The 25,434-nt window shown below is 70.8% G+C and carries 25 protein-coding genes; 15 read left to right on the top strand and 10 right to left on the bottom strand.

All coding sequences use genetic code 11. The annotated features are described in order from the left end of the window. The first annotated feature begins 199 nt into the window (after positions 1-199). On the top strand, positions 200-2,620 hold the full coding sequence (locus ACIA3K_RS08070; RefSeq protein WP_396799825.1) for a M28 family peptidase: 2,421 nt from the start codon (positions 200-202) through the stop codon (positions 2,618-2,620). Between the two features lie 69 nt (positions 2,621-2,689). Here ACIA3K_RS08070 and ACIA3K_RS08075 read toward each other — a convergent pair whose 3' ends face one another. Next, positions 2,690-3,181: a hypothetical protein gene (locus tag ACIA3K_RS08075; protein WP_396799826.1), complete on the bottom strand. Its 492-nt coding sequence runs from the start codon at positions 3,179-3,181 to the stop codon at positions 2,690-2,692. Positions 3,182-3,465: 284 nt separating this feature from the next. Here ACIA3K_RS08075 and ACIA3K_RS08080 point away from each other — a divergent pair, with 284 nt between their 5' ends. Further along, entirely contained in the window at positions 3,466-5,616 is a 2,151-nt protein-coding gene (locus ACIA3K_RS08080; protein WP_396799827.1) for a tetratricopeptide repeat protein, read from the top strand. A gap of 4 nt (positions 5,617-5,620) precedes the next feature. Here the strand turns inward: ACIA3K_RS08080 and ACIA3K_RS08085 are convergent, their stop codons facing one another. Both ACIA3K_RS08085 and ACIA3K_RS08090 read right to left on the bottom strand, forming a co-directional pair. Beyond that, positions 5,621-6,562 carry a threonine/serine dehydratase gene (locus tag ACIA3K_RS08085; protein WP_396799829.1) on the bottom strand — a complete coding sequence of 314 codons (942 nt, stop codon included), beginning with the start codon at positions 6,560-6,562 and terminating at the stop codon, positions 5,621-5,623. Positions 6,563-6,578: 16 nt separating this feature from the next. Beyond that, positions 6,579-7,346, bottom strand: coding sequence for a hypothetical protein (locus ACIA3K_RS08090; RefSeq protein WP_396799830.1), 768 nt, complete (start codon positions 7,344-7,346; stop codon positions 6,579-6,581). Between the two features lie 334 nt (positions 7,347-7,680). Here ACIA3K_RS08090 and ACIA3K_RS08095 point away from each other — a divergent pair, with 334 nt between their 5' ends. From ACIA3K_RS08095 to ACIA3K_RS08105, 3 genes are all read left to right on the top strand, one after another. Next, positions 7,681-7,857, top strand: a complete 177-nt coding sequence (locus ACIA3K_RS08095) for a hypothetical protein (RefSeq protein WP_355053517.1) — start codon at positions 7,681-7,683, stop codon at positions 7,855-7,857. Positions 7,858-7,931: 74 nt separating this feature from the next. Further along, a complete protein-coding gene (locus ACIA3K_RS08100) occupies positions 7,932-8,717 on the top strand; it encodes a hypothetical protein (protein WP_396799832.1) in 786 nt (261 codons plus the stop codon). Positions 8,718-8,766: 49 nt separating this feature from the next. Further along, the gene (locus tag ACIA3K_RS08105) at positions 8,767-9,108 is read left to right on the top strand and encodes a hypothetical protein (protein WP_396799834.1); all 342 of its coding nucleotides are present in this window, start codon (positions 8,767-8,769) and stop codon (positions 9,106-9,108) included. Positions 9,109-9,149: 41 nt separating this feature from the next. Here ACIA3K_RS08105 and ACIA3K_RS08110 read toward each other — a convergent pair whose 3' ends face one another. Together ACIA3K_RS08110 and ACIA3K_RS08115 are read right to left on the bottom strand one after the other, a co-directional pair. Next, positions 9,150-9,323 (bottom strand): hypothetical protein, encoded by a 174-nt coding sequence (locus ACIA3K_RS08110; protein ID WP_396799835.1) that lies wholly within the window; start codon positions 9,321-9,323, stop codon positions 9,150-9,152. Continuing rightward, a complete protein-coding gene (locus tag ACIA3K_RS08115; RefSeq protein WP_396799837.1) occupies positions 9,320-9,538 on the bottom strand; it encodes a flavin reductase in 219 nt (72 codons plus the stop codon). The genes ACIA3K_RS08110 and ACIA3K_RS08115 overlap by 4 nt, the downstream gene beginning before the upstream one ends. Positions 9,539-10,033: 495 nt before the next feature. Here ACIA3K_RS08115 and ACIA3K_RS08120 point away from each other — a divergent pair, with 495 nt between their 5' ends. Then, on the top strand, positions 10,034-10,258 hold the full coding sequence (locus ACIA3K_RS08120; RefSeq protein WP_387137823.1) for a winged helix-turn-helix domain-containing protein: 225 nt from the start codon (positions 10,034-10,036) through the stop codon (positions 10,256-10,258). A gap of 78 nt (positions 10,259-10,336) precedes the next feature. Here the strand turns inward: ACIA3K_RS08120 and ACIA3K_RS08125 are convergent, their stop codons facing one another. The 3 genes from ACIA3K_RS08125 to ACIA3K_RS08135 all read right to left on the bottom strand — a co-directional run bounded on the left by ACIA3K_RS08125 (position 10,337) and on the right by ACIA3K_RS08135 (position 11,945). Beyond that, complete coding sequence (locus ACIA3K_RS08125) at positions 10,337-10,591, bottom strand: Smr/MutS family protein (protein WP_396799839.1); 255 nt, start codon at positions 10,589-10,591, stop codon at positions 10,337-10,339. A gap of 125 nt (positions 10,592-10,716) precedes the next feature. Then, complete coding sequence (locus ACIA3K_RS08130) at positions 10,717-11,085, bottom strand: M48 family metallopeptidase (protein WP_234582401.1); 369 nt, start codon at positions 11,083-11,085, stop codon at positions 10,717-10,719. Positions 11,086-11,174: 89 nt separating this feature from the next. Continuing rightward, entirely contained in the window at positions 11,175-11,945 is a 771-nt protein-coding gene (locus tag ACIA3K_RS08135) for an ROK family protein (protein WP_396799841.1), read from the bottom strand. A 62-nt stretch (positions 11,946-12,007) separates the two neighbouring features. On the opposite strand from ACIA3K_RS08135, the gene ACIA3K_RS08140 reads away from it, so the two are divergent. From ACIA3K_RS08140 to ACIA3K_RS08150, 3 genes are all read left to right on the top strand, one after another. Then, positions 12,008-13,645 carry an ABC-F family ATP-binding cassette domain-containing protein gene (locus ACIA3K_RS08140; protein WP_396799842.1) on the top strand — a complete coding sequence of 546 codons (1,638 nt, stop codon included), beginning with the start codon at positions 12,008-12,010 and terminating at the stop codon, positions 13,643-13,645. Continuing rightward, on the top strand, positions 13,645-13,992 hold the full coding sequence (locus tag ACIA3K_RS08145) for a hypothetical protein (RefSeq protein WP_396799844.1): 348 nt from the start codon (positions 13,645-13,647) through the stop codon (positions 13,990-13,992). The genes ACIA3K_RS08140 and ACIA3K_RS08145 overlap by 1 nt, the downstream gene beginning before the upstream one ends. 269 nt (positions 13,993-14,261) lie before the next feature. After that, a complete protein-coding gene (locus tag ACIA3K_RS08150) occupies positions 14,262-14,987 on the top strand; it encodes a methyltransferase domain-containing protein (protein WP_396799845.1) in 726 nt (241 codons plus the stop codon). Here the strand turns inward: ACIA3K_RS08150 and ACIA3K_RS08155 are convergent. Continuing rightward, a complete protein-coding gene (locus ACIA3K_RS08155; protein WP_396799847.1) occupies positions 14,984-15,988 on the bottom strand; it encodes a LacI family DNA-binding transcriptional regulator in 1,005 nt (334 codons plus the stop codon). The genes ACIA3K_RS08150 and ACIA3K_RS08155 overlap by 4 nt on opposite strands. 147 nt (positions 15,989-16,135) lie before the next feature. On the opposite strand from ACIA3K_RS08155, the gene ACIA3K_RS08160 reads away from it, so the two are divergent. The 5 genes from ACIA3K_RS08160 to ACIA3K_RS08180 are packed head-to-tail and all read left to right on the top strand — an operon-like array spanning position 16,136 to position 21,888. Then, positions 16,136-17,650 (top strand): alpha-N-arabinofuranosidase, encoded by a 1,515-nt coding sequence (locus ACIA3K_RS08160; RefSeq protein WP_396799849.1) that lies wholly within the window; start codon positions 16,136-16,138, stop codon positions 17,648-17,650. Between the two features lie 59 nt (positions 17,651-17,709). Further along, entirely contained in the window at positions 17,710-19,038 is a 1,329-nt protein-coding gene (locus tag ACIA3K_RS08165) for an ABC transporter substrate-binding protein (protein WP_396799851.1), read from the top strand. Between the two features lie 6 nt (positions 19,039-19,044). Continuing rightward, the gene (locus tag ACIA3K_RS08170; RefSeq protein WP_396799853.1) at positions 19,045-20,010 is read left to right on the top strand and encodes a carbohydrate ABC transporter permease; all 966 of its coding nucleotides are present in this window, start codon (positions 19,045-19,047) and stop codon (positions 20,008-20,010) included. Between the two features lie 10 nt (positions 20,011-20,020). Beyond that, positions 20,021-20,872, top strand: a complete 852-nt coding sequence (locus ACIA3K_RS08175) for a carbohydrate ABC transporter permease (protein ID WP_396799854.1) — start codon at positions 20,021-20,023, stop codon at positions 20,870-20,872. Beyond that, the gene (locus tag ACIA3K_RS08180) at positions 20,869-21,888 is read left to right on the top strand and encodes a glycoside hydrolase family 43 protein (RefSeq protein ID WP_396799855.1); all 1,020 of its coding nucleotides are present in this window, start codon (positions 20,869-20,871) and stop codon (positions 21,886-21,888) included. Before ACIA3K_RS08175 ends, ACIA3K_RS08180 begins: the two co-directional genes overlap by 4 nt. Before the next feature lie 84 nt (positions 21,889-21,972). On the opposite strand, the gene ACIA3K_RS08185 is transcribed toward ACIA3K_RS08180, so the two are convergent. Further along, positions 21,973-23,469, bottom strand: coding sequence for an amino acid permease (locus ACIA3K_RS08185; RefSeq protein ID WP_396799856.1), 1,497 nt, complete (start codon positions 23,467-23,469; stop codon positions 21,973-21,975). Between the two features lie 198 nt (positions 23,470-23,667). Here ACIA3K_RS08185 and ACIA3K_RS08190 point away from each other — a divergent pair, with 198 nt between their 5' ends. After that, positions 23,668-25,314: a family 10 glycosylhydrolase gene (locus ACIA3K_RS08190; protein ID WP_396799857.1), complete on the top strand. Its 1,647-nt coding sequence runs from the start codon at positions 23,668-23,670 to the stop codon at positions 25,312-25,314. Positions 25,315-25,434 lie beyond the last annotated feature (120 nt).

A 25,434-nucleotide genomic window follows, 5' to 3' on the forward strand; every position in this document is an offset into this window, starting at 1 on the left:
GAGCCGGCCAGGCCGCCTCCCCGGTGGGGCCGGGTCACCGCCGCGAGACGCGGGAGTTCGCTGGTGATGTCGGGCTCCTTCCGAGTGCCCTGCTGATCCTGTATTAGACAACGGTCGCACACAACACGATGGCCGCGGCACGGGGCAGGGATGGGCAGGATCACTGCCCGTCGGCCCCAACTACCTTCGAGGAGTTCGGATGGGCGCACCCCCCACCCCCGTCGCGACGGACGTACCCCTGGCGCCACCTCCGCGCGTACCCCCTGCCGACCGTGCGCTGACCCGACCGCGACGGCGTCTTGCGGCCGCCGCGGCGGCGCTGGTCGCGCTGGCGGCCGTCGGCGCCGGCAGCCTGCTCGACCTGCGGACCCCGGCGCCACGGCCGGCGGACGCGCCGGCGGGCGAGTTCAGCGCCGCCCGGGCGTACGAGGACGTCCAGGTGATCGCGGCCCGGTCGCACGTCGCGGGGAGCCCCGCCAACGAGCAGGTCCGCGCGCAAATCGAGCAGAAGCTGCGCGGCCTGGGCCTGGAGACCCAGGTGCAGGACACCGTCGCGCCGGAGGCCGGCCAGCTCAGTGGGGCGGCCGGCGGCGCGACCTTCGCCCGGGTCCGCAACGTGGTGGCCCGGCTACCCGGGACGGACCCGACGGGCCGGGTGTTCCTGGTCGCCCACTACGACTCGGTGCAGACCGGACCGGGCGGCAACGACGACGCGGCCGGCACCTCGGCCATCCTCGAGGTGGCCCGCGCGTTGTCCACCGGCCCACGGCCCCGCAACGACGTCGTCTTCGTGCTGACGGACGCCGAGGAGGCGTGCCTCTGCGGCGCGGCGGCGTTCGCCGCCAGCAACCCGCTCGCCGCCGACGGCGGTGTGGTGCTCAACCTGGAGGCGCGCGGTTCCACCGGTCCGGTGATCATGTTCGAGACCTCGAAGAACAACGCGAAGCTGGTGGATGTCTTCGGTCGGGCCGCACCCCACCCGGTGGGCACCTCGTTCGCGGTGGAGATCTATCGGGCGCTGCCCAACGACACCGACTTCACCGCCTTCCTCGATGAGAACTTCGTCGGGTTGAACTCGGCCTACATCGACGGTGGCGCGATCTACCACACGCCGCTGGACACGCCGGCCGCCATGGACCGGGGCAGCCTCCAGCAGCACGGGGACAACGCGCTGGGCCTGGCCCGGGAGTTCGGCGCGGTCGACCTGACCGACCTGCGCTCCGGGCACGACGCCACCTACTTCCCACTGCCGGGCGGGTTGGCCCGCTACCCGGGCTGGCTGGTCCTGCCGCTGGCCCTGCTCGCGGTGCTCGCGGTAGCGGCGCTGGGTTGGCTGACCCGCCGCAGCGGACGGGCCAGCACGGGCCGGCTGGTCGCCGGTTTCGGCCTCGCCCTCGTGCCGATCGTGGCCGCGCCGGTCGCTGCCCAACTGCTCTGGTTGGCGATCACCACCATCCGGCCGGGCTACGCGGAGCTGCTCGACCCGTACCGCCCGATCTGGTACCGGATGGCCGTGTTGGCGCTCGCCGCCGCGATCCTGTTCACCTGGTACGCGCTGACGCGCCGCCGGATCGGCCCGGCCGCGCTGGCCGTGGGCGGTCTGGCCTGGCTGGCCCTGCTCGGGGTGCTGCTCGCCGTGGCGGTACCCGGCGGGGCGTACCTGACCACGCTGCCGGCCCTGGCCGGCGCCCTCGGCGGCCTGGTCGCGCTGCGTACCCGGCAGACCGGGCCGTGGCCGGTGGTGGCGGTGACCGCCGCCGCCGCGGTGGGCGTCGTGATCCTCCTGCCGACGGTGGTACTGCTCTTCCCCGCGCTGGGGATGGCGATGGGCGGGGTGGCCGCGCTTGTCGCGGTGCTGCTCGGTCTGACCGCGCTGCCGGTGGTCGACCTGCTGCACCCGCAGGCCGGCGGGCAGCGCGGCCTGCTGGCGCTGCGGGCCCGGCGACGCGCCGCGCTGCCGGCCGGTGCCGCCGCCGTGGCGGCGGTGGTGCTCGCCGGGGTCGGGCTGGTCGTGGACCGCTTCGACGCCGCCCATCCCGCGCCCACCCACCTGATGTACGCCATGGACGCCGGCACCGGGCAGGCCCGCTGGCTGAGCCACGAGACCGACCCGCAGCCGTGGACGGACGGCTACGTCGGCGGGGTGGCCGGCGTGGCGGACGACTTCCCCGGCCTCGGCGACGGTGAGCTGCGGGTCGGCCCGGCCCAGGCGGCCAACCTGCCGGCGCCGAGGCTCGACGTGCTGGCCGACACCAGTGCCGGCGGGGAACGCACGCTGCGGCTGCGCCTCAATCCGCAGCGGGCGGTCCGCCTCGCCACCCTGCACGTCGACACGACGACCGCCACCGTGCTGCGCGCCGACGTCGCCGGGCGCGCGGCGCCGGTGGAGCCGCGCGCGGGCAGGTGGGGGTTCGGTCTGGTCTTCCACGCTCCGCCGCCGGAGGGCGTCGAGGTCACGCTGACGCTGCGACCGATCGCCGCGCAGGTGGCGCTGCGGGCGATGGACGCCAGCGACGGGCTGGACGCGCTGCCCGGCTTCCGGCCCCGGCCGCCGGCCGTCGGTGTCGTCGGGTCGCACAGCTCGGAGATGCTGGCCGTCGCCCGCACATATCCGGTCTGAGAAAGACAAAGCGGTGGTTCGGCGGCGCATGTTTGCCGCCGGACCACCGCTTTGTGAATCGGGTTTCCGTCAGTTCACTGGTTCGGGTTGACCGGAGCCGATACGCCGCCACCGGTTTCCGTCGTGATCGGTGAAGGTCAACTCCACCAGAACGTTGTCAGTCGCAGCGTGCAGCCGACGCTCGGCGGTGACCGTGACGAACAGTTCCGCGCTTTTCCGGCCGTGAATGCGTCCGACCTGTTTCACTCCGGCCAGGTCGACGGGCGGGCCGTCCGGATCCTCGGACGGCGCCAGTCGCGGCAGTACCGTCACATCGAGCACCGGCGCGTCACTCTCGTTGGTCACGGTCACCCGCAGCACCGCGTTGCCCCGGATCTCGGTGACCGCGGAGACCAGCCGGGCCTGGGTGGCCCGGACCCGCATCTCGTCGACGCGACGGGCGCGGATCTCCCGGCGCAGACCGAGGTACACGAAGAGCACACTCGCGATCGAGCCGAGCGCGCCGAACCAGTCCGGCACGGAACCCCAGTCGGCCACATCGTCGTACGGCAACCAGTTCATGCGTCCATCGTGGATGCACCACGCGAACGTCGAGGACGGCGGATCGGTCCGAATGGCCGACGAATTGTAAATGGCGGTGTCGATTCCGGTCGGTCGGGTGACCTAAACGGAGAGTGTGCAACCCAGTACGGCGGTGGATACCCTTGCGGTTGACGTAGGGCGGGTGACGACCCCTCCGAATGTCCATCCAGTGGACATGATCTCTTCTGCCACCCGCCGCGCCGCAATTTCGCCACCGAAGGGGGACCGCATTGAATGCGGACGTTCCACCCGAGGATGCGGGCGTGCGCCGGCCGGCCTACGACCGACCGAGCCGCGTCTCCGTCGACCCGCCACTCGGGCGCCTGGACAGTCCACTGCACGGCCGCGACGACCTGATCGACGAGATCATGCATCCGGCGGACACCGACGGGGAAGAGCCGTCGGTGCACATCCTGTGCGGCATGGGCGGGTCCGGCAAGAGTCACGTGGCCCTGGAGATAGCGCGTCGGGCCCGGGCGGACGGTCGCACCGTCTGGTGGGTGCAGGCCGGCCGGCTGAACTCCGGGATGCGCGAGGTGGTCAGCCAGCTCGGCGCGTCGGAGAGCCAGGTCGACCAGGCCTGGTCCGGCATGATCAGCGCCACCGACCTGGTCTGGCGATACCTCAACCACGCCCGACAGCCGTGGCTGCTGATCTTCGACAGCGTGGACGAGCCCGCCACGCTCGGCCCCACCGACGGCGTGCTCGCCGACGGCACCGGTTGGCTACGCCTGCCGGAAGCCGAGGACGGCATGGTCCTGGTGACCACCCGGGACGGCAACCGGGCCACCTGGGGCACCTGGTCGACCCTGCACCAGGTGCGTCCACTCGACGCCGATGCCGGGGCGCAGGTGCTCGTCGACCGCGCCGGCGCGCAGGCCGGCGACCTCGACGACGCCCGTGAACTGGCCCGTGACCTGGGCGGCCTGCCACTGGCCCTGCGGGCCGCCGGCAACTACCTGCGCTCGGTCAACGCCAGCCTGGTCTGGCGCGGCTCCTCCACCATCACCACCTTCGACGACTACCGCAGGGCGGTGGAACGGCGTTTCCGCGCGCCGCTCGACGCCCCCGACGTCGACCTCGACGAATCCCTCGGCCTGGAGATCGTCCGCGAGGTCGACGACATCTCCCTGGACCTGCTGGCCCGCCGCGGGCTCGAACAGAGCCGGCCGCTACTCAACGTGCTGGCGTGCCTGAGCATCTCCCCGGTGCCCTACGAGGTGGTCCTCAAGCCGGCCATCCTGGCCGGTTCACCCCTGTTCGAGAAGCTGACCGCCCGGCAGCGGGTGAAGGTGCTGGAGGGCATCGGCGACCTCGCCCTGGTCGACTTCGACGTCCAGGAGGACGTCACCGACCCGGCCTTCGCGCACGTGCTGTCGCTGCACCCGCTGGTGCACGCGATGTTCCGCGACCGCGACGAGGTCCGCGAACAGATCGCCGAGTACCACGCCGTGGTCATGAAGCTGCTGCTCGCCGCCACCGAGGGCCAAAATCCGGACGATCCGACCGTCTGGTCCAACTGGGACGTGCTGGTGCCACACCTGGTCGAGGCCGTGCGCGAATACCTGGTGCCGCAGAAACACAAGCACGACCCCGAGACGGTACGCCGGGCGCTGGAACTGACCCGGCTCACCGCTCGCTACCTCATCGCCGTCGGCCTGCCCGGTTCGGCCTTCGACATCCTCGACCCCATCGTGCGCGGCTGCGCCGCGTACGACCACGACCTGGACCGGCCCGAGGTGCTGGCGCTGCGCCACGAGCTGGGCCGCACCTGGCTGGAGCGCAACCAGCCGGAGATGGCGGACCGGGTCCTGCGCGACGTGATCGCCGACCGCACCCGGGTGCTGGGCAGCGACAACCCCGACACGCTCGCCAGCCGGCACAAGCTCACCAAGGCGATCATGGCGCAGCGCCAGTGGCCGGAGGCCGAGTCGGAACTACGACAGATCGTCACCGCGGAGCACGAGGTACGCGGACCCGAGCACTGGGACACCATGGTCGTGCGGCACAGCCTCGCGCTGGCCGTCCTCGCTCAGCACCGCGCCCCCGAGGCGGAGGAGATGCTGCACGCGATCCTCGAGGTCCGGTACCGGCTGTGGCCGTCGAACCAGCCGGAGACGTGGCAGGCCCGGCACACGCTGGCCCGGTGCATGCAGGAGCAGGGCCGCCTCGCCGAGGCGGAGGGGGAGCTGCGGGCCACCCTGGCCACCGTGGATCCCCGGCACGCCGACCGCAGCGAGGTGCTCGCCATCCGGGCCACCCTCGCCGTGGTGCTCCTGCTCGACGGGAGGGTCGACGAGGCGATCGAGGTGTACGAACGCCTGCTGGCCGACCGGCGGCGGCTGCTCGGGGACTTCCACCTGGACACCCTCCAGGTGGAACATGCGCTGCGTCGCCTCCGCGACGGCGGGTGACCGCTCAGTGCGGCGCCGAGGGACCCAGGTCGCTCGGGTCGGTGTTGCCACCGCAGACGATCACCGCGACCCGCTCCCCCGCCCGAGGCACGTACGCCCCGCCGACCAGCGCGGCCAACGCGGCGGCGCCGCCCAACTCGGCGGCGACCCGCAACTCCGACCAGAGCAGGTGACGCGCGCGGGTCAGGTCGTCGTCGCGTACCAGCACCGAGACCACACCGGTCCGACGGGCCGTGTCGAAGGCGATCTCGCCGATCCGGCGGGCGCCCAGCGAGTCCGTGGCGATACCGCCCACCTCGATGTCGACGGGCCGGCCCGCCTTCAGGGCGGAGTTGAGGGTGGGGATCCGCTCCGGCTCGACGGCGACGACCCGCACCGACCCGTCGAACCAGGTGGCGATGCCCGACACCAGCCCACCGCCGCCGACCGCGACCAGCACCGTGTCGACCCCGCCGAGCTGGCGTTCCAACTCCCGGCCCACGGTGCCCTGCCCGGCCACCACCTCCGGCTGGTCGTAGGCGTGCACCACGAGCGCCCCGGTCTCGGCGGCCCGCTCGGTGCTGGCCGCCAACGCCTCGGCATAGTGCTGGCCCACCTGCCGTACCTGCGCGCCCAGACCGGCCAGCCGCTGCACCTTTACCGGCGAGGCGGTGACCGGCACGAAGACCTCCGCCGGCACGCCCAGCGAGCGGGCCGCGTACGCGACGGCAAGGCCGTGGTTGCCCCCCGAGGCGGCGATCACCCCGGTCGATGGCAGCGGCCCCTGGAGCATCCGGTTGAACGCTCCCCGCGGCTTGAACGAACCGGTGTGCTGGTGCAGCTCCAGCTTGAGGCTGAGCAACCCGGGGACGCCCAGGTCGGCGCCGTCGACAGTGATGACCGGCGTCTCCCGGACCCGCCCCTCGACCCGCGCGGCAGCCGCCTCGACGTCGCTTCTGTCCACCATGGCGAAACGCCCTTCACTACGACCAGAGAGTCAGTCGACCGTCGTCGGTGAGCCCGACGAAACATCCTATGGAGATTCGCCGGCCATCCGTCGCCGGACGCACCGTGTGATAGTGGCGCGGGTCGAAGAGGAATCCTTCTCCCAGTGTCGGCCGCAACGTCAACGACTGCGTACCGTCGGCCACCGACTCCCGGTAGCCGTACCCGCCGGGGATCCGCAGGTCCTCGTCGTCCGGCTGCCACCGGCGACGCCACAGCACCGTCTCACCGCCCCCGGGCGGCACCTGGACGTAGATGTTGAACGCCAACTGGGCCACCACCTCGCTGTCGAGCAGCCGGCCGGCGTACTCCCGGACCGCGTCGTCGAAGTGCACCTGAAGGCCGGCGTTGATCTCACGGACGATGCCGACATGCATCTGCCGGTCCTGCCGCCGCCCGGGGGACACGTCCGGCCAGGCCGCCCGGAACGCGGCCAGGCACAGCTCGCGGGGCGAGTCCGGCAGGCCCAACGTGGACCAGCCCTTGTCCGCGGCGTCGGCCGCCTCCCAGTAGTCCTCGCGCAGGTCACCACCATCGCGGTGGTCGTTGATGGCCGGGCCGAACTTGGCGACGACGGGAAACACGCGACTCTCGTCGTAGCGGTCCATCTCCGCGTCGGCGAGCGCGGTGGTGATGGCGTGGCAGCGGGCCGCCGGCAGCAGCCCCGGCACCCGGACGGCGGCGATCCGCCCGGCGACCAGACCGGCGACGTCCGCGCGGGTGATCGCTTCGGACTCGACGGCCACGAACAACGGATCGGTTCTGCTCGGTTGTCGCACGGCGGTCCTCTCGTATCGAAGATCCCTCACCGGGCACGTCGCGCCCCCCGATCCGCGCACCGTGCACCGTGCAATGTAGCGAGCACCGGCAAATCCACCCGTCACCATTGATCGCGACGTATCCCGTGGACACTTTTGGCAGTTCCCGGGCGAGGTGGTGGACACGCCGTTACCATCGGCCCAGCCGGGGGTACGACACCCGGAGCCGTACGGCGGATCGATTCCACCGATCGGAGAATGGTGGTGGCTCGCCGGCACGGTGCATGATGCGACTAGTGCGAATGGGACGAGGAGTTCGATTATGGCTGGCGCCGGCCCGACCGATCTTGACGCGTACGTCGACCGCCTCGAGATGGCGCGTCGAATAGCCCGGGAAATGATCGAGTCCGACCACCTCGCACTGGAGCTGGCTGTTCGTCAGCGCCCGCAGTGCTGGTCCCGACGACCGGTCGCGCACACCTCCCGCACCGACGCCTGACCCACGGGGCCGACCCCGCGTCGGTCACTCGACGGGGACCACGAAACCCGGCGGAGACGGGCAGGATGCCATCCATGCGCCGGCTCGCCATCTTTCTCACCCTGCTGACCGCCACGGTTCCGGGGGCGACCGCCTGCGCCTCGAAACCGAGCCCGGTGTGGGGCACCTACCAGGCCGAGGTGAGCGGCGTGACGCCCGGTCCGGGTGTCCGGGAGGTCACCGTGCAGGTCAAGGCGCTCGCTGGTGGCGATGGTTGCTCCCGCAACGTGCGGGTCGACAACCAGACCGAGGAGAACGGCGTCATCTTCGCCGACATCGTGCAGGAATCGGCCGGGTCCGCCACCGTTGGCGCCTGCCCGACCTTCGCGCCGGCCGAGGTGACCCTCACGTCGGCGGAGCCGATCGGCGACCGCTCGCTGTCGCTCAACCAGAAGACGTGGGCGCTGAAGAACGGCGCGTACAGCCCGTGTGACGAGACCCTTGGCTGCAAGCCACCGGAGGACCGCTGCGATCCGACCTGGACGCGTGCGGCCGTACGGGGAATGGACGTGTCCCGCCACTCGCAGGGCCACGTCGAGGCCTGCGACGGCAACTGGCTGATCATGACGGTGCCGGACGACCCGACGTCGTGCGGCGTCGAGCCGCGCCCCGGGTGCGAGGTGGACACCGCCGTACGGCGCTACTTCCTACGTAATGAGCCGGCCGGATGGTCGACCGTCGCCCGGACCACGTCGGGCGGGTGCGGTGCGATCGTCAAGGCGGCTCCGGCCTTTCCCCGCAAGCTCTGCGCCAAGCTGAAACCGACGGTCCGGTTCGTCACCGCGGGTCCCCCGCTCCCGACCGGTAAGCCCGGCGGCTGATATGAGTAGTCCGAATGGGACAAGGCGCACGACAGCGGATACTTCTGCCATGACCCTGTCGCCGCCAGGCTCCGACGTCAGCAGCAGGGCCGCATTCCTGGTGATGATCGGCTGGTACCTGGCCGTCGTCGTGGCTTTCGGTCTGTTCCTCGGAACGCTCTCCGGCTCGGTCCCGGCAGGCTGCGGCGAGGGGTGCGACTCCGAAGGGTCCCGGATGCTGCTATTCGGGCTTTACGTCGCCCTGCCGGCGATGTTCCTCGCGCTGCTGGTCAGCCTGGCGACGCTCGCAATGCTGGTCTCCCGTACGCGGAATCGCTCGTCGGCCCTGGTGGGCACCCTGAGCGCGGTGCTACCGCTGGCCGTGTGCGGCCTCCTCACCGCCAGCCTTTGACGGCCGAAAGACGCCTACTGCCAGCTGCTGTACTGCTGACGTCAGATCAGCCGCCGAATGCGGGCCTTCGGGCGCTCGTTCCTCAGATGGCCGTGCTTGTGTTGACGGACCTGCTCGTCCCAGACCTCTTGGTCGTAGTCGGGGTCCGGTGGGATCCACTTGTGGGAGCCGTCGCCGTAGTGGAACTTCTCGTCCCCGAGTCGCAGGATGCTCATCGGGTCCAGCCGAGGAATCGGTGGTACAGGTGGCCGGCGGGGATGTGAGCCAGGTCGTGGGCGGCGTTGACGAGCTGGGCTGCCAGGTAGAGCGCGAGCGACACCGGGGCTCGGTCGTACTCTGCTCGCAGCTCCCAACGGCGGGTGTGGCAGGGCCAGTCGACACCGCAGCCGGCGCAGGTCCAGGCCGGGGTGATCGGAAGGTGGCTCGTCATTGCGGGCCGTCCTGACTCGGCCAGTGACCGCGGTTGATGGGGATGCGGTGGCGGCTTCTGCATGGCAGGTCGGCTCCACAGCGGCAGACGCGTCGCCATTGCCGCCAGGACCAGATGGGCCGGTGGCGGCGAGCCAGGGTGAGCGCCGTTGCGATGACGTACTCGTCGTAGGACACCCGCCGCCGATTGCTCTCCGACCTTCGCTGCCAACGGCCGAAATCCGCAGCCGAACTGCTGGCACCTGCGGTTGAGGCAGTTGCATCCTTCGGTCTGGTCACACCGCCTCCCGTCGACGCATGGGTTCCGTGGGCACCCGGTCAGCCGTATCCGGAGACAGGGCACCCACGGCAGGACGACCCGGCCGCCAAGCTGGGTAGCCCCACAAGCAACTTAGGACGCAATGTGCGCAGGGTCAACAGCTACGACACATAGCGTTGTAAGTCGAGCCGGGGATGTGGTGTGCTTGCACCAGCCGCCAAGCTGGGAGCACCACCTATGTCTGAAGCTGCGTACCTACAGGTCGCCCGAGATATCCGCGAGCAGATCAGCTCCGGCCAGTTGAAGCCGGGCGACAAGCTGCCGTCCTTTGCCGCCCTGTGCGAGCACTACGAGGTCAGCAATACGGTGATCCGCGCCTCCATGCTCCTGCTCAAAGCCGAAGGGCTGATCGACGGACGGCAGGGCAAGGGCGTCTACGTCGCCAACCCACTCCCCAGGTAGGCGCGGTCATCGGCAACGCTGCGTGGTAGACCGCCAGCCTCCGCGGCGGTCCCGCGCGAGGCCAGGCAGCCGAGATTGTTACTTCCAGCGGAAGTGGACGAAGAGGCGGCCGAAGTTCTTCGAGTCCTTCTCGACCCGGTGGTAGAGCTGCTTGACGTCCTTCTGGTCGAGGAACCGCAGCACCTTCTTCTTGAGCTGCCCCGACCCCTTGCCCGGGATGATCTCGACGAGGGTGGCCTTCTTCGCGACCGCCTCGTCCATGATCCCGCGCAGCGCGCGGTCGATGTCCTGGCCCTTGTTGAAGATGTCGTGCAGGTCCAGCTTGAGCTTCATGCCGCAGCCCCCGGCCGGTCAGGTCCCATGTCCGCCATCCTAGGCACGCCGCTTCGGCAGGCCCCGCGCGACGACGAAGGGGCGGTCCCGTGGGACCGCCCCTTCGTACACCGCCTGCTCCGCACTCAGCGCGTGCCGCCCACGCGGGTCTCCACCCGCTGGAGCGCGATCCGGTAGTCGTCGTTGGCCGCGTACATCGCCGCGGCGATCCGCAGGTGCCGCAGCGCGTCGGTGTGCCGGTTCAGCCGCTCCAGCGTCCGACCCAGCACGTGGTGCGCGTAATGGTCGCTCGGGTCCCGGTCGACCAGTTCCCGCAACTGCTCCTCGGCCCGGTTGAGCTGGGCCGACTGGAAGTACGCCCGGGCCAGCAACTGCCGGACGGCCGCGTTGCCGGGCTCGGCGTCCACGATCGGCTCCAGCAGTCGGGCCGCGCCGCTCGGGTCACCGGTCTCGAAGAACATGGTCGCCCGTCGGTAGTCCGCCAGGAGATCCATCTGCCCACCTCCTCGGGTCGCGCCGTCACCTGTTCCGACGCTGGCACAACACTCGGCGTTTGGCGACTGTTCCCCGGGTCGAATTGGGGTCAGGTGCGGGCGTCCCGGCGGCCGGCGGACAGCTCCCAGGCCCGGACGCCGCCGACGATCCCCGCCGTGTTCGGCACCACCACCACGTCGTCGCCCATCCGGGCGAGCTGCTCCGGTCGGATCAGCCGCGAGTTGCCCCCGCCCAGGTAGAGCCGGTCCCACCGGAACACCGGACGCAGCCCGTCCACCACCTGCCGGATGCGGCGGGACCAGAAGGCGTCGCCGAGCCGTCGCCGCTCCGGCTCGCCGACGTACGTGTCGTAGGTGGTGCCCCAGCGCACCGGCGCGTGCGACAACTCCAGGTGCGGCGCGAGGACGCCACCGTCGAACAGGGCGCTACCCAACCCCGTCCCCAACGTCAACACCAGTTCACAGCCGGTGCCGGCCACCACACCGGCCCCGTGCACCTCGGCGTCGTTGAGCACGAGCGCCGGCACCCCGAACGCGTCGGCCAGCGCTCCCCGCGCGTCCCAGCCGGACCATTCGGCCAGCAGCTCCGGGTCGACCCGGGACCGGGGTCCGCTGCGGGTGACGTAGTGCGGGGTGGCCACCACGACGCCGTGCCGGATCATCCCGGGGACGCCGACGGTCAGCCGGTCGGCCGTGGGCAGTCGCCCACCGAGGTCCAGCAGGGTCTGCACGAACAGGGCTGGCGGCAGCGGGTACGGGGTCGGCACCCGCAGCGGTCGGGCGCGCATCGTGCCGGCCTCGTCGAGCACCGACGCCTTGATGCCGCCGCCACCGCAGTCGATCGCCAGTGTGGTCACCACGTCATGGAGTCTGCCCGCTCGAAGCCGTTCTCATGCGGGCGGCCCGATAGGCTGCCGTCCTGATGAGCGCCACGATGATCGTCAAGGACCTGGCCGCCGGGCACGGCGACCGCCCCCTCTTCGCCGGGTTGGACCTGGTGGTCGCCCCGGGCGACGTGGTCGGCCTGGTCGGGCCGAACGGGGCCGGAAAGTCGACGCTGCTGCGTACCCTCGCCGGGTTGCTGCCGGTCGAGGCCGGCAGCGTGCGACTCAGCCCGCCCACCGCGAGCGTCGGGCACCTGCCGCAGGAGCCGGAGCGGCGGCCGGGCGAGACGGTACGGGAGTTCCTGGCCCGCCGGACCGGGGTGACCGGCGCGCAGGCGGCGCTGGACGCCGCGACCGAGGCGTTGACGGCCGGGTCGGCGGGCGCCGACGACGCGTACGGCGACGCGCTGGAGCGCTGGCTCGCCCTCGGCGGCGCGGACCTCGACGAACGCGCCGAGCAGGTGAGCGCCGATCTGGGGCTCACGGTCGACCTGGACCACCTGATGACCGGGCTCTCCGGCGGTCAGGCGGCCCGGGCGGGGTTGGCGTCGCTGCTGCTCAGCCGGTACGACGTGTTCCTGCTGGACGAGCCGACCAACGACCTGGATCTGGCCGGGTTGGAGCGGCTGGAGGAGTTCGTCACCGGGCTGCGGGCCGGCACGGTGCTGGTCAGCCACGACCGGGAGTTCCTGACCCGTACGGTGACCCGGGTGCTGGAGCTGGACCTGCCGCAGCAGCAGGTCAACCACTACGGCGGCGGCTACGCGGCCTATCTGGAGGAGCGCGAGGTGGCGCGGCGGCACGCCCGCGCCGACTTCGAGGAGTACGCCGAGACGAAGGCCGGCCTGGAGGCGCGCGCCCGTACCCAGCGGGGCTGGATGGAGAAGGGCGTGAAGAACGCCCGCCGCAAGGCCACCGACAACGACAAGATCGGCCGTAAGTTCCGGAGCGAGGCCACCGAGAAGCAGGCCGGCAAGGTCAAGCAGACCGAGCGGCTGATCGAACGGCTCGACGTGGTCGAGGAGCCCCGCAAGGAGTGGGAGCTGCGGATGGAGATCGCCGCCGCGCCCCGCGCCGGCGCGGTCGTGGCCACGCTGCGCAACGCCGTGGTACGCCGGGGAGCCTTCACGCTCGGGCCGGTCAACCTCCAGATCGACTGGGCGGACCGGGTCGCCGTGACCGGGGCGAACGGCTCCGGCAAGTCCACCCTGCTGGCCGCGCTGCTCGGGCGGCTGCCGGTGGACGAGGGGACCGCCTCGCTCGGGCCGGGCGTGGTGGTCGGTGAGGTGGACCAGGCCCGGGGGTTGTTCCTCGGCGACGCGCCGCTGATCGACGCGTTCCAGGCGGCCGTACCCCAGATGTCGCCGGCGGACGCACGGACCCTGCTGGCCAAGTTCGGCCTGCGCGCGGCGCACGTCCCCCGACCGGCGGCGACCCTCTCGCCCGGCGAGCGCACCCGGGCGGCGCTGGCCCTGCTCCAGGGGCGCGGCGTCAATCTGCTGGTGCTGGACGAGCCCACCAACCACCTGGACCTGCCCGCCATCGAACAGCTCGAATCGGCGCTGGCCAGCTACCCCGGGACGCTGCTGCTGGTCACGCACGACCGGCGAATGCTGGCCGCCGTCGAGACCAACCGGCGGCTGCGGGTCGACGCCGGGCGGATCGCCGAGGATTGATGCCGGTCCGCGGGCCGGCGCGGGGTGAGAATGACGCCATGCTCAAGTGGGAGTACGCCCTGCTGGTCCGCCGCCGGCAGGCTGCGACCAACGACCTCGGCTGGGAGGTCGTCTTCGTCTGGTACGGCCCGGACGGCTCGATGGTCGACGTGACGCCGTACGGCGACACGTCGCTGGCCCACCTCAACCGGGCCGGCGACCAGGGCTGGGAGCTGGTCGCGATGAGCGAGGACCCGTCGCTGCCCGGCAACCACGAACTGCACCGCTACCACCTCAAGCGGCCGAAGCCCGCCGCTCCCCCGCCCCGGCAGCGGATGCGGGGAGGCCGCCGGACGCTGTCCGGCTGACCCCCGACGGCGCTGGACCGGAGCGCGGGCCTCGGACCCGAGCGCCGGTCCTCGGACCCGGAACGCGGGCCCGGACCGGAGCGCGGGCCTTGGACCGGAGGGCGGCACTCCGACGAGTGTGATGACTGTGGGGCATCAAGATGCCGCACAGTCATCAGGCTCGACAGGTAGGTGTTCGGGACGCCCGACACGCCCGCGGGCAGGCGCGGGACGGCGAAACGGGAATACCGGGCGCGTAGGCGGGTAACGCGCGGCGGGAGGTGGCCCGAATGGTCGCTTTGGCACAGACTCCGCCCTCGGCCGACCGGCTGCGGTTGATCGACGAATCCCTCGCGCAGGCGTGGGCGGACCAGGTCCGGCACGACGACCGGCTCCGGGGCCTGGCCGTCGAGGTGCGGTTCGACCGAGGGGTCGCCCACCTCAACGGAGAGGTGGCCGAGCCGGCCGACCTCCGGCTGGTACGGGACCTGGTGGGACGGTTGGCCGGCGTCTACGGCGTCTGGTGCAAGGTCGGCGTCGGCGGACGCGCGCCGGTGGTGGTGGATCTCGGCTGCGGCCCGACCAAGCAGTGGTCGACCAACCTCGGGCTGGACATCTATCCCGCGCCGGGGGTGGACGCGGTGGCGGACCTCTCCGGCTCGCTGCCGCTGGCCGACGACTCGGTGGACGTCCTGTTCGCGGTGCACATCCTGGAGCACCTGATCGACTTCCTGCCCCTGGTGGACGAGTGTCACCGGGTGCTGCGCCCGGGTGGTGTCCTGCACGTCATGAGCCCGTGGTGGGGGCATGTCAACGCGGTGGCCGACCCCACCCACGTCCGGCTGATGGATGTGCAGACCTTCAAGGGGATCTGCCAGCTCCGGCCGCCGGGCACCCCGCGCTGGTATCCGCTGCACGCCGGGTGCGACGGCGCGTCGATCTTCGCCGACCTGACGCCCCTCCCCGCCGACGCCGAGCCCGCTCCGAACTCCCACCTGGCCCGATTCTTCGACTAGGACCTGGTGGATTCGCGCAGTTCCAGCTGGTACGGGGCCTTGAGCGCGCGGGCGGGGGCGGCGCGGTCACCGTCGAGGCGATTGGCGAGGAGTTCGACGGCCAGCCGGGCGATCTGCTCCTTGTCGGGAGCGACGGTGCTCAGCGTGGGGACCGAGAAACGCCCGTCCTCGATGTCGTCGAAGCCGACCACCGCCACGTCCTCGGGCACGCGCAGGCCCGCCTCGTGCAGGGCGCGCAGCGCGCCAAGGGCGAGAGTGTCGTTGAAGCAGAACACGGCGTCGGGGCGTACTCCCGTGGTGAGCAGGCCGCGCATCGCGGCCGCGCCGTCGGCGCGGTGCCAGGCCGTCGCGGACGCCACGAGGGTTTCGTCGTAGGCCAGGCCGGCGGCGCGCAGCGCCTCGGTGTAGCCGGCCAGGCGGAGGCGGGCGCTGGCGCCCTCGTCGGTGCGCTGCGCGCCGATCGCCGCGATCCGGCGGCGGCCGAGCCGGATCAGGTGGTCGGTGATCTCCCGGGCGGCGGTGACGTTGTCGATCACCACGCGATCGGCGGGGCCGTGGTCGACGCGCTCGCCGAGGAGCACCATCGGGGTGCCGTCGAGGCTGGCCAGATCCTCCGCCGTCAGCGCCAGCGGGCTGAAGATGAGCCCGTCGATCAGGTGGTCGGTGATGCCGGAGGCGACGACCCGCTCCTGCTCACGCCGGCCGCCGGTCTGGTCGATCAGCACGGTCCAGCCGTACTCGGCGGCGGCGGTGACGACGTGCCGGGCGAGTTCGGCGAAGTACGGGATGTCCAGTTCCGGCACCGCCAGGGCGATCACCCCGGTCCGCCCCTTGCGCAGGTGGCGGGCGGAGAGGTTGGGCCGGTAGTTCAGCTCGGCGATGGCCTCCTCGACACGGGCCCGGGTGTCCGGACGCACGTGCACGTAGCCGTTCACCACGTTGGAGACGGTCTTCACCGAGACGCCGGCCCGCTCGGCCACGTCCTTGAGCCTGTGTCGCACCCCGCAACCTCCCCGATGTAACCCAGCGCACCATACCTCGTCACCAGCTCTTTACAACGTTGCCTACAACGTTGTAGAAACGGGGGACGCCGGGTGGGCGGTGACTGCGGTCACCCGGTTCCGGCACCCCAGGAAAGGTGGCATCCCTTGCGGACCGCGCAGTTGACGATCGATCCGGCCTTTGCGATCGGCCCGGCCGACCGACGTCTCTTCGGCTCGTTCGTCGAGCACATGGGGCGGTGCGTCTACGGCGGCATCTACGAGCCCGGCCACCCGAACGCCGACGCCCGGGGCCTGCGGCGGGACGTGCTGGACCTGACCCGCGAGATGGGCGTGTCGGTGGTCCGCTACCCCGGCGGCAACTTCGTCTCCGGCTACCGCTGGGAGGACGGCGTCGGTCCGGTCGGCGACCGGCCCCGCCGGCTCGACCTGGCGTGGAAGACGATCGAGACCAACGCGTTCGGCCTGCACGAGTTCATGACCTGGGCCGACGAGGCCGGCGTCGAGCCGATGATGGCCGTCAACCTCGGCACCCGGGGCGTGCAGGAGGCACTCGACCTGCTGGAGTACGCCAACCACCCGGGCGGCACCGCGCTCTCGGACCTGCGGCGCAAGAACGGCGCGGAGGATCCCTTCGGCGTACGGCTCTGGTGCCTCGGCAACGAGATGGACGGCCCCTGGCAGGTCGGCCACAAGACCGCCGACGAGTACGGCCGGGTCGCCGCCGAGGCCGCCCGCGCCATGAAGATGATCGACCCGTCGGTCAGCCTGGTCGCCTGCGGCAGCTCCAACCGGCGGATGCCCACGTTCGCCGCGTGGGAGGCGACCGTGCTGGAGCACACCTACGAGCACGTCGACTACATCTCGGCACACACCTACTACGACCCGTCCGACGGCGACCAGGCGAGCATCCTGGCCTCGGCCGTCGACATGGACAACTTCATCACCGAGGTCGTGGCGACCGCCGACCACGTGGCAGCCCGGCAGCGGCACCGCCGCAAGCTCAAGATCTCGTTCGACGAGTGGAACGTCTGGTACGAGTCCCGGCTCCAGGCCGACCTGGACCGGCGTGGCTGGGTCGAGGCGCCCGCGCTGATCGAGGACGACTTCACGGCGGTGGACGCCGTGGTGGTCGGCGACCTGCTGATCACCCTGCTCCGGCACGCCGACCGGGTCGGCGTGGCCGCCCAGGCCCAACTCGCCAACGTGATCGCGCCGATCCGTACCCGCAACGGCGGCCCGGCCTGGCGACAGAGCATCTTCCACCCGTTCGCGCTGACCGCCCGGCACGCGCGGGGCACCGTGCTGCGGACCGAGCCGGTCTCGCCGAGCTACGACACGAACAAGTACGGGGACGTGCCCGTGCTGGACACGGTCGCCGTGCACGACGAGGAGACCGGCGAGCTGACCGTCTTCGCGGTCAACCGTGACACGACGGACCTCGCACTGGAGATCGATCTGCGCGGCCTGCCGGGACTGTCCGGCTATTCCTTCCAGAGCATCGCTGCCGGGTCCGACCCGTCGGCGACGAACACCGAGGCCGAGCCCGACCGGGTGACGCCGCGGGACATGCCCACCCCCACCCCCGACGGCGGCCGGTGCACCGTGCGCCTGCCCGCCGTCTCCTGGAGCGTGCTGCGCTTCGGGCCGGCCCACGCCTGAGGCGTACCGGGTTCGAGCAGGCACAATTCATACCGTCCCCCTGCAAGGAGAGATAAAGCATGATCCAGAACGACATGAGCCGGCGACGCCTGCTCGGCCTCGGTCTCGGAATCGGCGCGGCGGCCTCGCTGACCCTCGCCGGCTGCGGTGGAGGCGACAACGCCTCCGGCCCGGCCGCCGGCAACGGCGGCAAGGAGTACACCGGCCCCAAGGTCGACCTGAAGCTGTGGAACGGGTTCACCGGCGGCGACGGCGACATCTTCAAGGCGCTGGTCAACCAGTTCAACACCGAGCACAAGAACATCGCGGTGTCGGTGGCCACGTACCAGTGGGAGGACTACTACAACAAGCTCCCCGGCGCGGCCTCCACCGGCAACGGCCCGGACATCGCGGTCATGCACATGGACCAGCTCGCCACCTTCGCCGCCCGTGGCGTGATCACCGAGCTGGACGACGTGGCCAAGAACCTGGAGCTCTCCGAGGGAGACTTCGCCCCGACCGTGTGGAAGGGCGGGATCTACAACAACAAGCGGTACGGCATCCCGCTGGACATGCACCCGCTGGGCTTCTACTACAACAAGGCCGTCATGCAGAAGGCCGGCCTCGACCCGAACAAGCCGCCGACGACGAAGGACGAGTACACGGCGGCCCTGGTCGAGCTGAAGAAGGCCGGTGTGCAGGGCTTCTGGGTCAGCCCGTTCCAGTTCACCGGCGGCATGACCTTCTACTCCGTGCTCAACCAGTGGGGCGCCACGCTCTTCGACGCCGAGGTGAGCAAGGCGACGTTCAACTCCGACCCGGCGGTCGAGGCGTGCACCTGGCTGGTCGACATGATCAAGCAGGGTTACTCGCCGGCCAACGTCGGCCAGGACGCCGACTACCTGGCGTTCAAGAGCGGCAAGAACGCCTTCACCTGGAACGGCATCTGGCAGATCAACGACCTCAAGAAGAGCCCCGAGGTGCAGTGGGGCGTCGCGCCGCTCCCGCAGATCGGCAGCAAGCCGGCGGCCTGGGCCAACTCGCACAACTTCACCATCGTGAAGCAGCGGGCCAACGACGCCAACAAGGTCTCCGGGTCGAAGGTCTTCATCAACTGGCTGAGCCAGCACTCGCTGGACTGGGCCAAGGGCGGGCAGATCCCGGCCCGCAAGGAGGTCCGCGAGGGCGCCGAGTTCAAGGCGCTGCCGGAGATCTCGTCGCTCGCCCCCGAGCTGGAGTACGCGGCCTTCCCGCCGGCCGCCCCGGGCCTGGGCGAGGTCATGACGACCTTCTACAACTCCTTCAACGAGGCCGCGCTGGGCAAGAAGTCGCCCAAGCAGGCTCTCGACGACGGCGTGGCGAAGGCCAACAAGCAGCTTGAGGACAACCGCAAGAAGTACGGGAGCTGATCACCCGTGGCGGACGTGATCGAGGTCGGGGCGGCGCGCGGTGACGCGCCGCCCCCGGCGGCCAAAGCAGCCCGCCGGGCCGCCTCCGTGCGCCGGACCGGACGGGCGACGCCATACCTGTTCCTCGCCCCGTACCTGGTCCTGTTCGGGGTCTTCGGCCTGCTGCCGATCGTCCTGGGCCTCTGGCTGAGCGTGCACCAGTGGGACTTCCAGCTCCCGAACCGGCCGTTCGTCGGGCTGGACAACTACCAGCAGCTCTTCTCCAGCGACTCCGCCGTCTACGGCGACTGGTGGCAGAGCGTACGGGCCACCGCGATCTTCACGGTGCTGTCGGTTCCGCTGCTGGTGGTCGTACCCCTGGGGTTGGCTCTGCTGTTGAACCGCTCCTTCCCGGGCCGGACCTTCTTCCGGGCGATCTACTTCGCCCCGTACGTGCTGGGCGTGGCGGTCATCGGCCTGCTCTGGCGGTTCCTGCTCGACGCCAACCTGGGCCTGGTCAACCGGCTCCTGGGCGTGGTCGGGTTGCCGTCGGACACCCCCTGGGTGACGAACCTGCCCTGGGCGTGGATCTCCCTGGTCGGGGTCACGGTCTGGTGGACCTCCGGCTTCAACGCGGTGATCTACCTGGCCGGTCTCCAGGACATCTCGCCGGAGCTGTACGAGGCGGCCCGGGTGGACGGCGCGACCGCCTGGCAGCGGTTCCGCAACGTCACCCTGCCCGGCCTGCGTCCCGTCCTGCTCTTCGTGATCACGACGACCGTGCTCGCCTCGGCGAACATGTTCGGCCAGTCCTTCCTGATCACCCAGGGGACGCCCGGCACGGAGACCCGCACGGTGGTGTGGTTCATCGTCGAGGAGGGCCTGCGCAACAACAACGCCGGCCGGGCCGCCGCGATGAGCATCGTGTTCGCCCTGATGCTGGCGGTCGTGAGCATCGCCAACTTCCGCCTCTTCCGCTACCGGGAAGACTGAGGGGACCCCCATGACGACGCCCACGCGGACCAACCGCGGTGCCGCCACCGGCCGGGTCGCGCTCTACGCCACCCTGGTCGCGCTGGCCCTGATCTTCCTGGTTCCGCTGGCCTGGATGGTCATCACCTCGTTGAAGACCTACACCGCCGCCCAGCAGATCCCGCCGAGCTGGCTGCCGAACCCGCTCTCCGGCTACGGCTACGAGCAGATCCTCACCAACTCGGCGAATCCGGTGCTGCGCTGGTTCCTCAACAGCATGGTGGCCGCCACGCTGCACTCGCTGCTGGTGCTGGTGACCGCCTCGATGGCCGCGTACGCCCTGGCCCGGCTGAAGTTCGCCGGGCGCGGGGTGAGCTTCGCGCTGATCGTCGGGACGCTGTTCATCCCGCCGACCTCGTTGATCATCCCGAACTTCCTGATCGTCGACCAGCTCAACTGGATCGACACGCTCGCCGTGATCGTGGTGCCCGGCGCGGCCAGCGCGTTCGGGGTCTTCTTCCTGCGGCAGTTCTTCCTCTCGCTGCCGAACGAGTTGGAGGAGGCGGCCATCCTCGACGGCGCCAACCAGTGGCAGATCTTCTACAAGGTGGTGCTGCCACTGTCGAAGCCGGCGCTGGCCACCCTTGCCGTGCTGTCGTTCCTGACCAACTGGAACGACTTCCTGTGGCCCATCTTCGTGCTGTTCAGCCCGGAGAAGCTGACCCTGCCGCCGGGCCTCGGGCTGCTCCAGGGCTCGTACGTCACGGACTACCCGGTGATCATGGCGGGTGCGGTGCTGGCGAGCCTGCCGGTGCTGATCCTGTTCGTGCTCGCGCAGCGGCACATCATCCAGGGCGTCTCCCGCAGCGGCCTGAAGGGATGACCCGGGCAACCGCCCGGCGATCCGGCGCGGCGGCGATCACCCTCGCCGCCGCGCTGCTCGTCACGGGCTGCTCCAACGGCGACAAGGCCACCGACACGAGCAACGGGAGTCGCATGTTCACCAACCCCGTCATCAGCACCGACGCCCCGGACCCGCAGGTGATCCAGGTCGGTGACACCTGGTACCTGTTCTCGACCAACGCGCAGGGCCGCAACGTTCCGGTGCGCACTTCGCCGGACCTGGTCGAGTGGACCGAGGCCGGGGACGCGCTGCCGACACTGCCGGACTGGGCGGACCCCGGCAAGACGTGGGCGCCGGAGGTCATCCAACTGGCACCGGAGAGGTTCCTGCTCTACTACACCGTCGCCGGTCGGGAGTCCGGCCGGCAGTGCGTCGGGCGGGCGGTGGCCAGCGCACCGCAGGGCCCGTACTCCGACGACGCGTCCGGCCCGCTGATCTGCCAGGCGGAGCTGGGCGGGGCGATCGACGCGAGCCCGTTCCGGGACACCGACGGCACCCTCTGGCTGCTCTGGAAGAACGACGGCAACGCGATCGGGGTGGACACCTGGTTGTGGTCGCAGCGCTTCGCCGAGGACGGTCTGACCCTCGTCGGTGAGCCGACCAGGCTGCTCAAGCAGACCGAACCGTGGGAGGGCACCCTGATCGAGGGGCCGTTCCTCCACCGCCAGGACGGCCGGCTGTACCTGTTCTTCGCCGCCAACGCCTACGACCGCGCCGAGTACGCCGAGGGCTACGCGGTCTGCGAGAGCCCCACCGGCCCGTGCGTGAAGGCCGCCGAGAACCCGATCCTGAAGAGCAGCGACGCCGCCTCGGGCCCGGGTCACGCCTCGATGGTGGTCAAGGACGGCCGTACCTGGCTCGTCTACCACGCCTGGCCGCCCGGCCAGGAGGGCAGCACCGACCCGGGCCGGCAGGTGTGGCTCGACGAGGTGACCTGGGTCGACGGCAAGCCGGTCGTCAAGGGTCCGACCGGTACGCCGCAACACCGTCCCTGAGTCGGTCGTGCGGAGGGGTGCTCGACCCCTCCGCACGCACATCGGTCAGACGCTCGGCTCGCGCTGCTCCGGCGCGACGGCCGGTCAGGCGCTCGGCTCGCGCTGCTCCGGAGCGACGGCCGGTTCGTGGCGGGCGAGGCGGTTGCGGCGGTAGCCGTAGCCGAAGTAGATCACCGCGCCGAGCAGCATCCAGGCCAGGAACCGCAGCCAGGTCTCCACGGACAGGTTGAGCATCAGGTAGAGGCAGGCGACCGCCGAGACGATCGGCAGCACCGGCGAGAACGGCACCCGGAACGGCCGGTCCAGGTCCGGACGCTTGCGGCGCAGGATCGGCACGGCGAGCGAGACCAAGACGAACGCGCAGAGCGCGCCGATGCTGACCAGGTCGGCCAGGGCGGAGAGCGGCAGGAAACCGGCCAGCAGCGCGACCGCCACCGTCATGATCGCCGAGATCCGGTACGGGGTGCCCCAGCGCGGGTGCACGGCCGCGATCGAGGGCGGGATGAGCCCGTCCCGGGCGATGGCGAAGCCGATCCGGCCCATCGCCACCAGGTCGACCAGGATGACGCTGGTCAGACCGGCGACCGCCGCAATGGAGACGAGCGTCGCCGCCCAGCCGGCGCCCACCGACTCGAACGCCGACGCGATCGGAGCGCCCCGGTCGATCTCGGTGTACGGCACCATGCCGACGACCACCAGCGAGACGCCGATGTAGAGCACGGTGGAGATCAGCAGCGTACCGAGCAGGCCCAGGGTGAGGTCCCGCTTGGGCTTGCGGGTCTCCTCGCCCAGGTTCGCGACGGCCTCGAAGCCGGTGTACGCGAAGAAGACCACCGCGGCGGCGCTGAGCACCCCGACGAAGCCGAAGACCGACGGCTCCAGACCGAACAGCGCCTGCGTCACCGGCTGCTTGATGCCGTCGTCGCCACTGCCGGCGGGCTCGGCCGGCGGGATGAACGGGGTGAGGTTGGCGGCCTTGACGAAGAACAGGCCGGCGACCACCACGAAGACGCAGATCGCCACCTTGACCAGCACCAGCAGGTTGGTGATCCGGGCGGATTCCCGGATGCCGACGATCGCGACGATGCCGAGGATCAGCACGATGGCGATCGCGCCCACGTTGACGACGCTGCCCTCCTCGCCGAACCACCGGGTCGGCAGGTCGAGCAGTTCGGCCAGGTAGCCGGACCAGCCACGCGCCACCACCGCCGCGCCGAGCGCGAACTCCAGGAGCAGGTCCCAGCCGATGATCCAGGCGACGATCTCGCCCATCGTCGCGTACGCGTAGGTGTAGGCGCTGCCGGCGGTCGGCACGCTGGAGGCCAGCTCGGCGTAGCAGAGGGCGGCGAGCAGGGCCACCACGCCGGCGATGCCGAAGGAGATCACCACGCCCGGGCCGGCGCTGTCGCGGGCCTCGATGCCGGTGAGCGTGAAGATCCCGGTGCCGATCACGATGCCGATGCCGAAGCCGGTGAGGTCGAGGGCGCCGAGTCGCCTCTTCAGCCCGAGCTTGCCGTCGCTGCCGTCGGCCTCGCCCTGGGCTATGACGTCCTTGATCGGTTTGGTTCGCAGCACGGACATGCGCTCACCCCTTCACACCGTGCGACCACCACCGTGGCGGCCAGTGACCGGCGTTGCTACCCAGCGGGACGAATGGTCAACCACGAACACTTGCGGCGGCGACACGATTGTGAAAATTTCCTTCTGTACACAGATAGGCAGCGGCGAATCTTGTCGCTCGCAGACTGCACCGGGAGCCCCAGCGAAGGGACATACCGCATGAAAGCACTCCGCCTCACCGCCGCCGGCCTGACCGCGATCCTGCTCGGCTCACTCGCCGCCGCGACCCCGGCGAGCGCCACCACCCCCACCGCCGCCGCCTGTGTCACCAACCCGGCCACCCCCAAGCGCCAGTTCCGGGCCATGTGGATCTCGTCGGTGGTCAACATCGACTGGCCCAGCAAGGCCTCCCAGACCAGCCCGGACCGGATCGCCGCCCAGCAGGCCGAATACCGCGGCCTGCTGGACCTCGCCGAACGACTGCACCACAACGCTGTGGTCGTACAGGTCCGGCCCACCGCCGACGCGCTCTGGCCCTCGCCGTACGAGCCGTGGTCGGAGTACCTGACCGGGGTGCGCGGCCAGGACCCCGGCTGGGACCCGCTGGCCTTCCTCGTCGAGGAGTCGCACAAGCGCAACCTGGAATTCCACGCCTGGTTCAACCCGTACCGGGCCTCCATGCCGGCGCCCGGCGGCGCCGGCGCCGACCTCGGCCAGCTCGCGCCCGGCCACCCGGCCCGGCAGCACCCCGACTGGACCTTCGCCTATCCGCCGGCCGGCGTGGCCGGCAGCCGGCTCTACTACAACCCCGGGATCCCCGAGGTCCGCGAGTTCGTCCAGACCGCGATGATGGACGCGGTCCAGCGGTACGACATCGACGGTGTCCACTTCGACGACTACTTCTACCCCTACCCCAGCGGCACCTGGCAGGTGCCCGACGATGCCACGTTCGCGGCGTACAACCGGGGCTTCACCGACCGGGCCGACTGGCGGCGGGACAACATCAACCTGCTGATCCAGGAGATGAACGGCAAGATCAAAGCGGCCAAGCCGTGGGTGAAGTTCGGGGTCAGCCCGTTCGGCATCTGGCGTAACGCCAGCGCCGACCCGCTCGGCTCGGACACCACCGGCAGCCAGTCGTACGACATCATCTCGGCTGACACCCGCAAGTGGATCAAGCAGGAGTGGATCGACTACGTCGTGCCGCAGCTCTACTGGTACATCGGTCAGTACCCGGCGGCCGACTACGCGCGACTCGTGCCGTGGTGGGCCGAGACGGTACGCGGAACCCGGGTGCAGCTCTACATCGGCCAGGCCGACTACAAGAGCGGCGACCCCGCGTACGGGCCGTACTGGCAGAACCCGCGTGAGCTGTCCGACCACCTGACGCTCAACCGGTCGTACCCGGAGGTGCAGGGCAACGTGCACTTCTCCGCCGTCCAGGTACGGGCCAACCGGCTCGACGCCACCGACATCTACGCGGCCGAGCACTACTCGCGCCCGGCCCTCGTGCCGGCCATGCCACACCTGCCGGCGAAGCCGCTGCTGCCGCCGGTGGTCACCCGGGTCGCGCGGGACACCGACGGGGTACGGCTGACCTGGCGTCAGCCGGCCGACGGCAAGGGCCCCCTGGGCACGGCCACCTCGTACGCGATCTACCGGTTCGACGGAACAACGCTGCCCGGGCAGTGCGCCACCACCGACGCCACCGGACTGGTCGACACCGTCCGGGCCACCCCGGGCGGCGTCCAGTCCTGGGTGGACCCGTCGGCCGAGCCGGGCCGGCGCTACACCTACCTGGTGACCGCGCTCGACCGGACGGCCAACGAGAGCCACGTCAGCCCGCCGGCGTTCCTGCTGCGCTGACCAGGTCCGATGACTGCCCCGGACGCACCCGCGTCCGGGGCATTCGTCTGTTTCAACGCATGTCACCGATAGTTGGCGCGGCGCATACCGGCAGGCTGATCAATTGATCGAAACTTGTCG

It is taken from the genome of Micromonospora sp. NPDC051543 (assembly GCF_044454415.1).
GTDB lineage: Bacteria > Actinomycetota > Actinomycetes > Mycobacteriales > Micromonosporaceae > Micromonospora.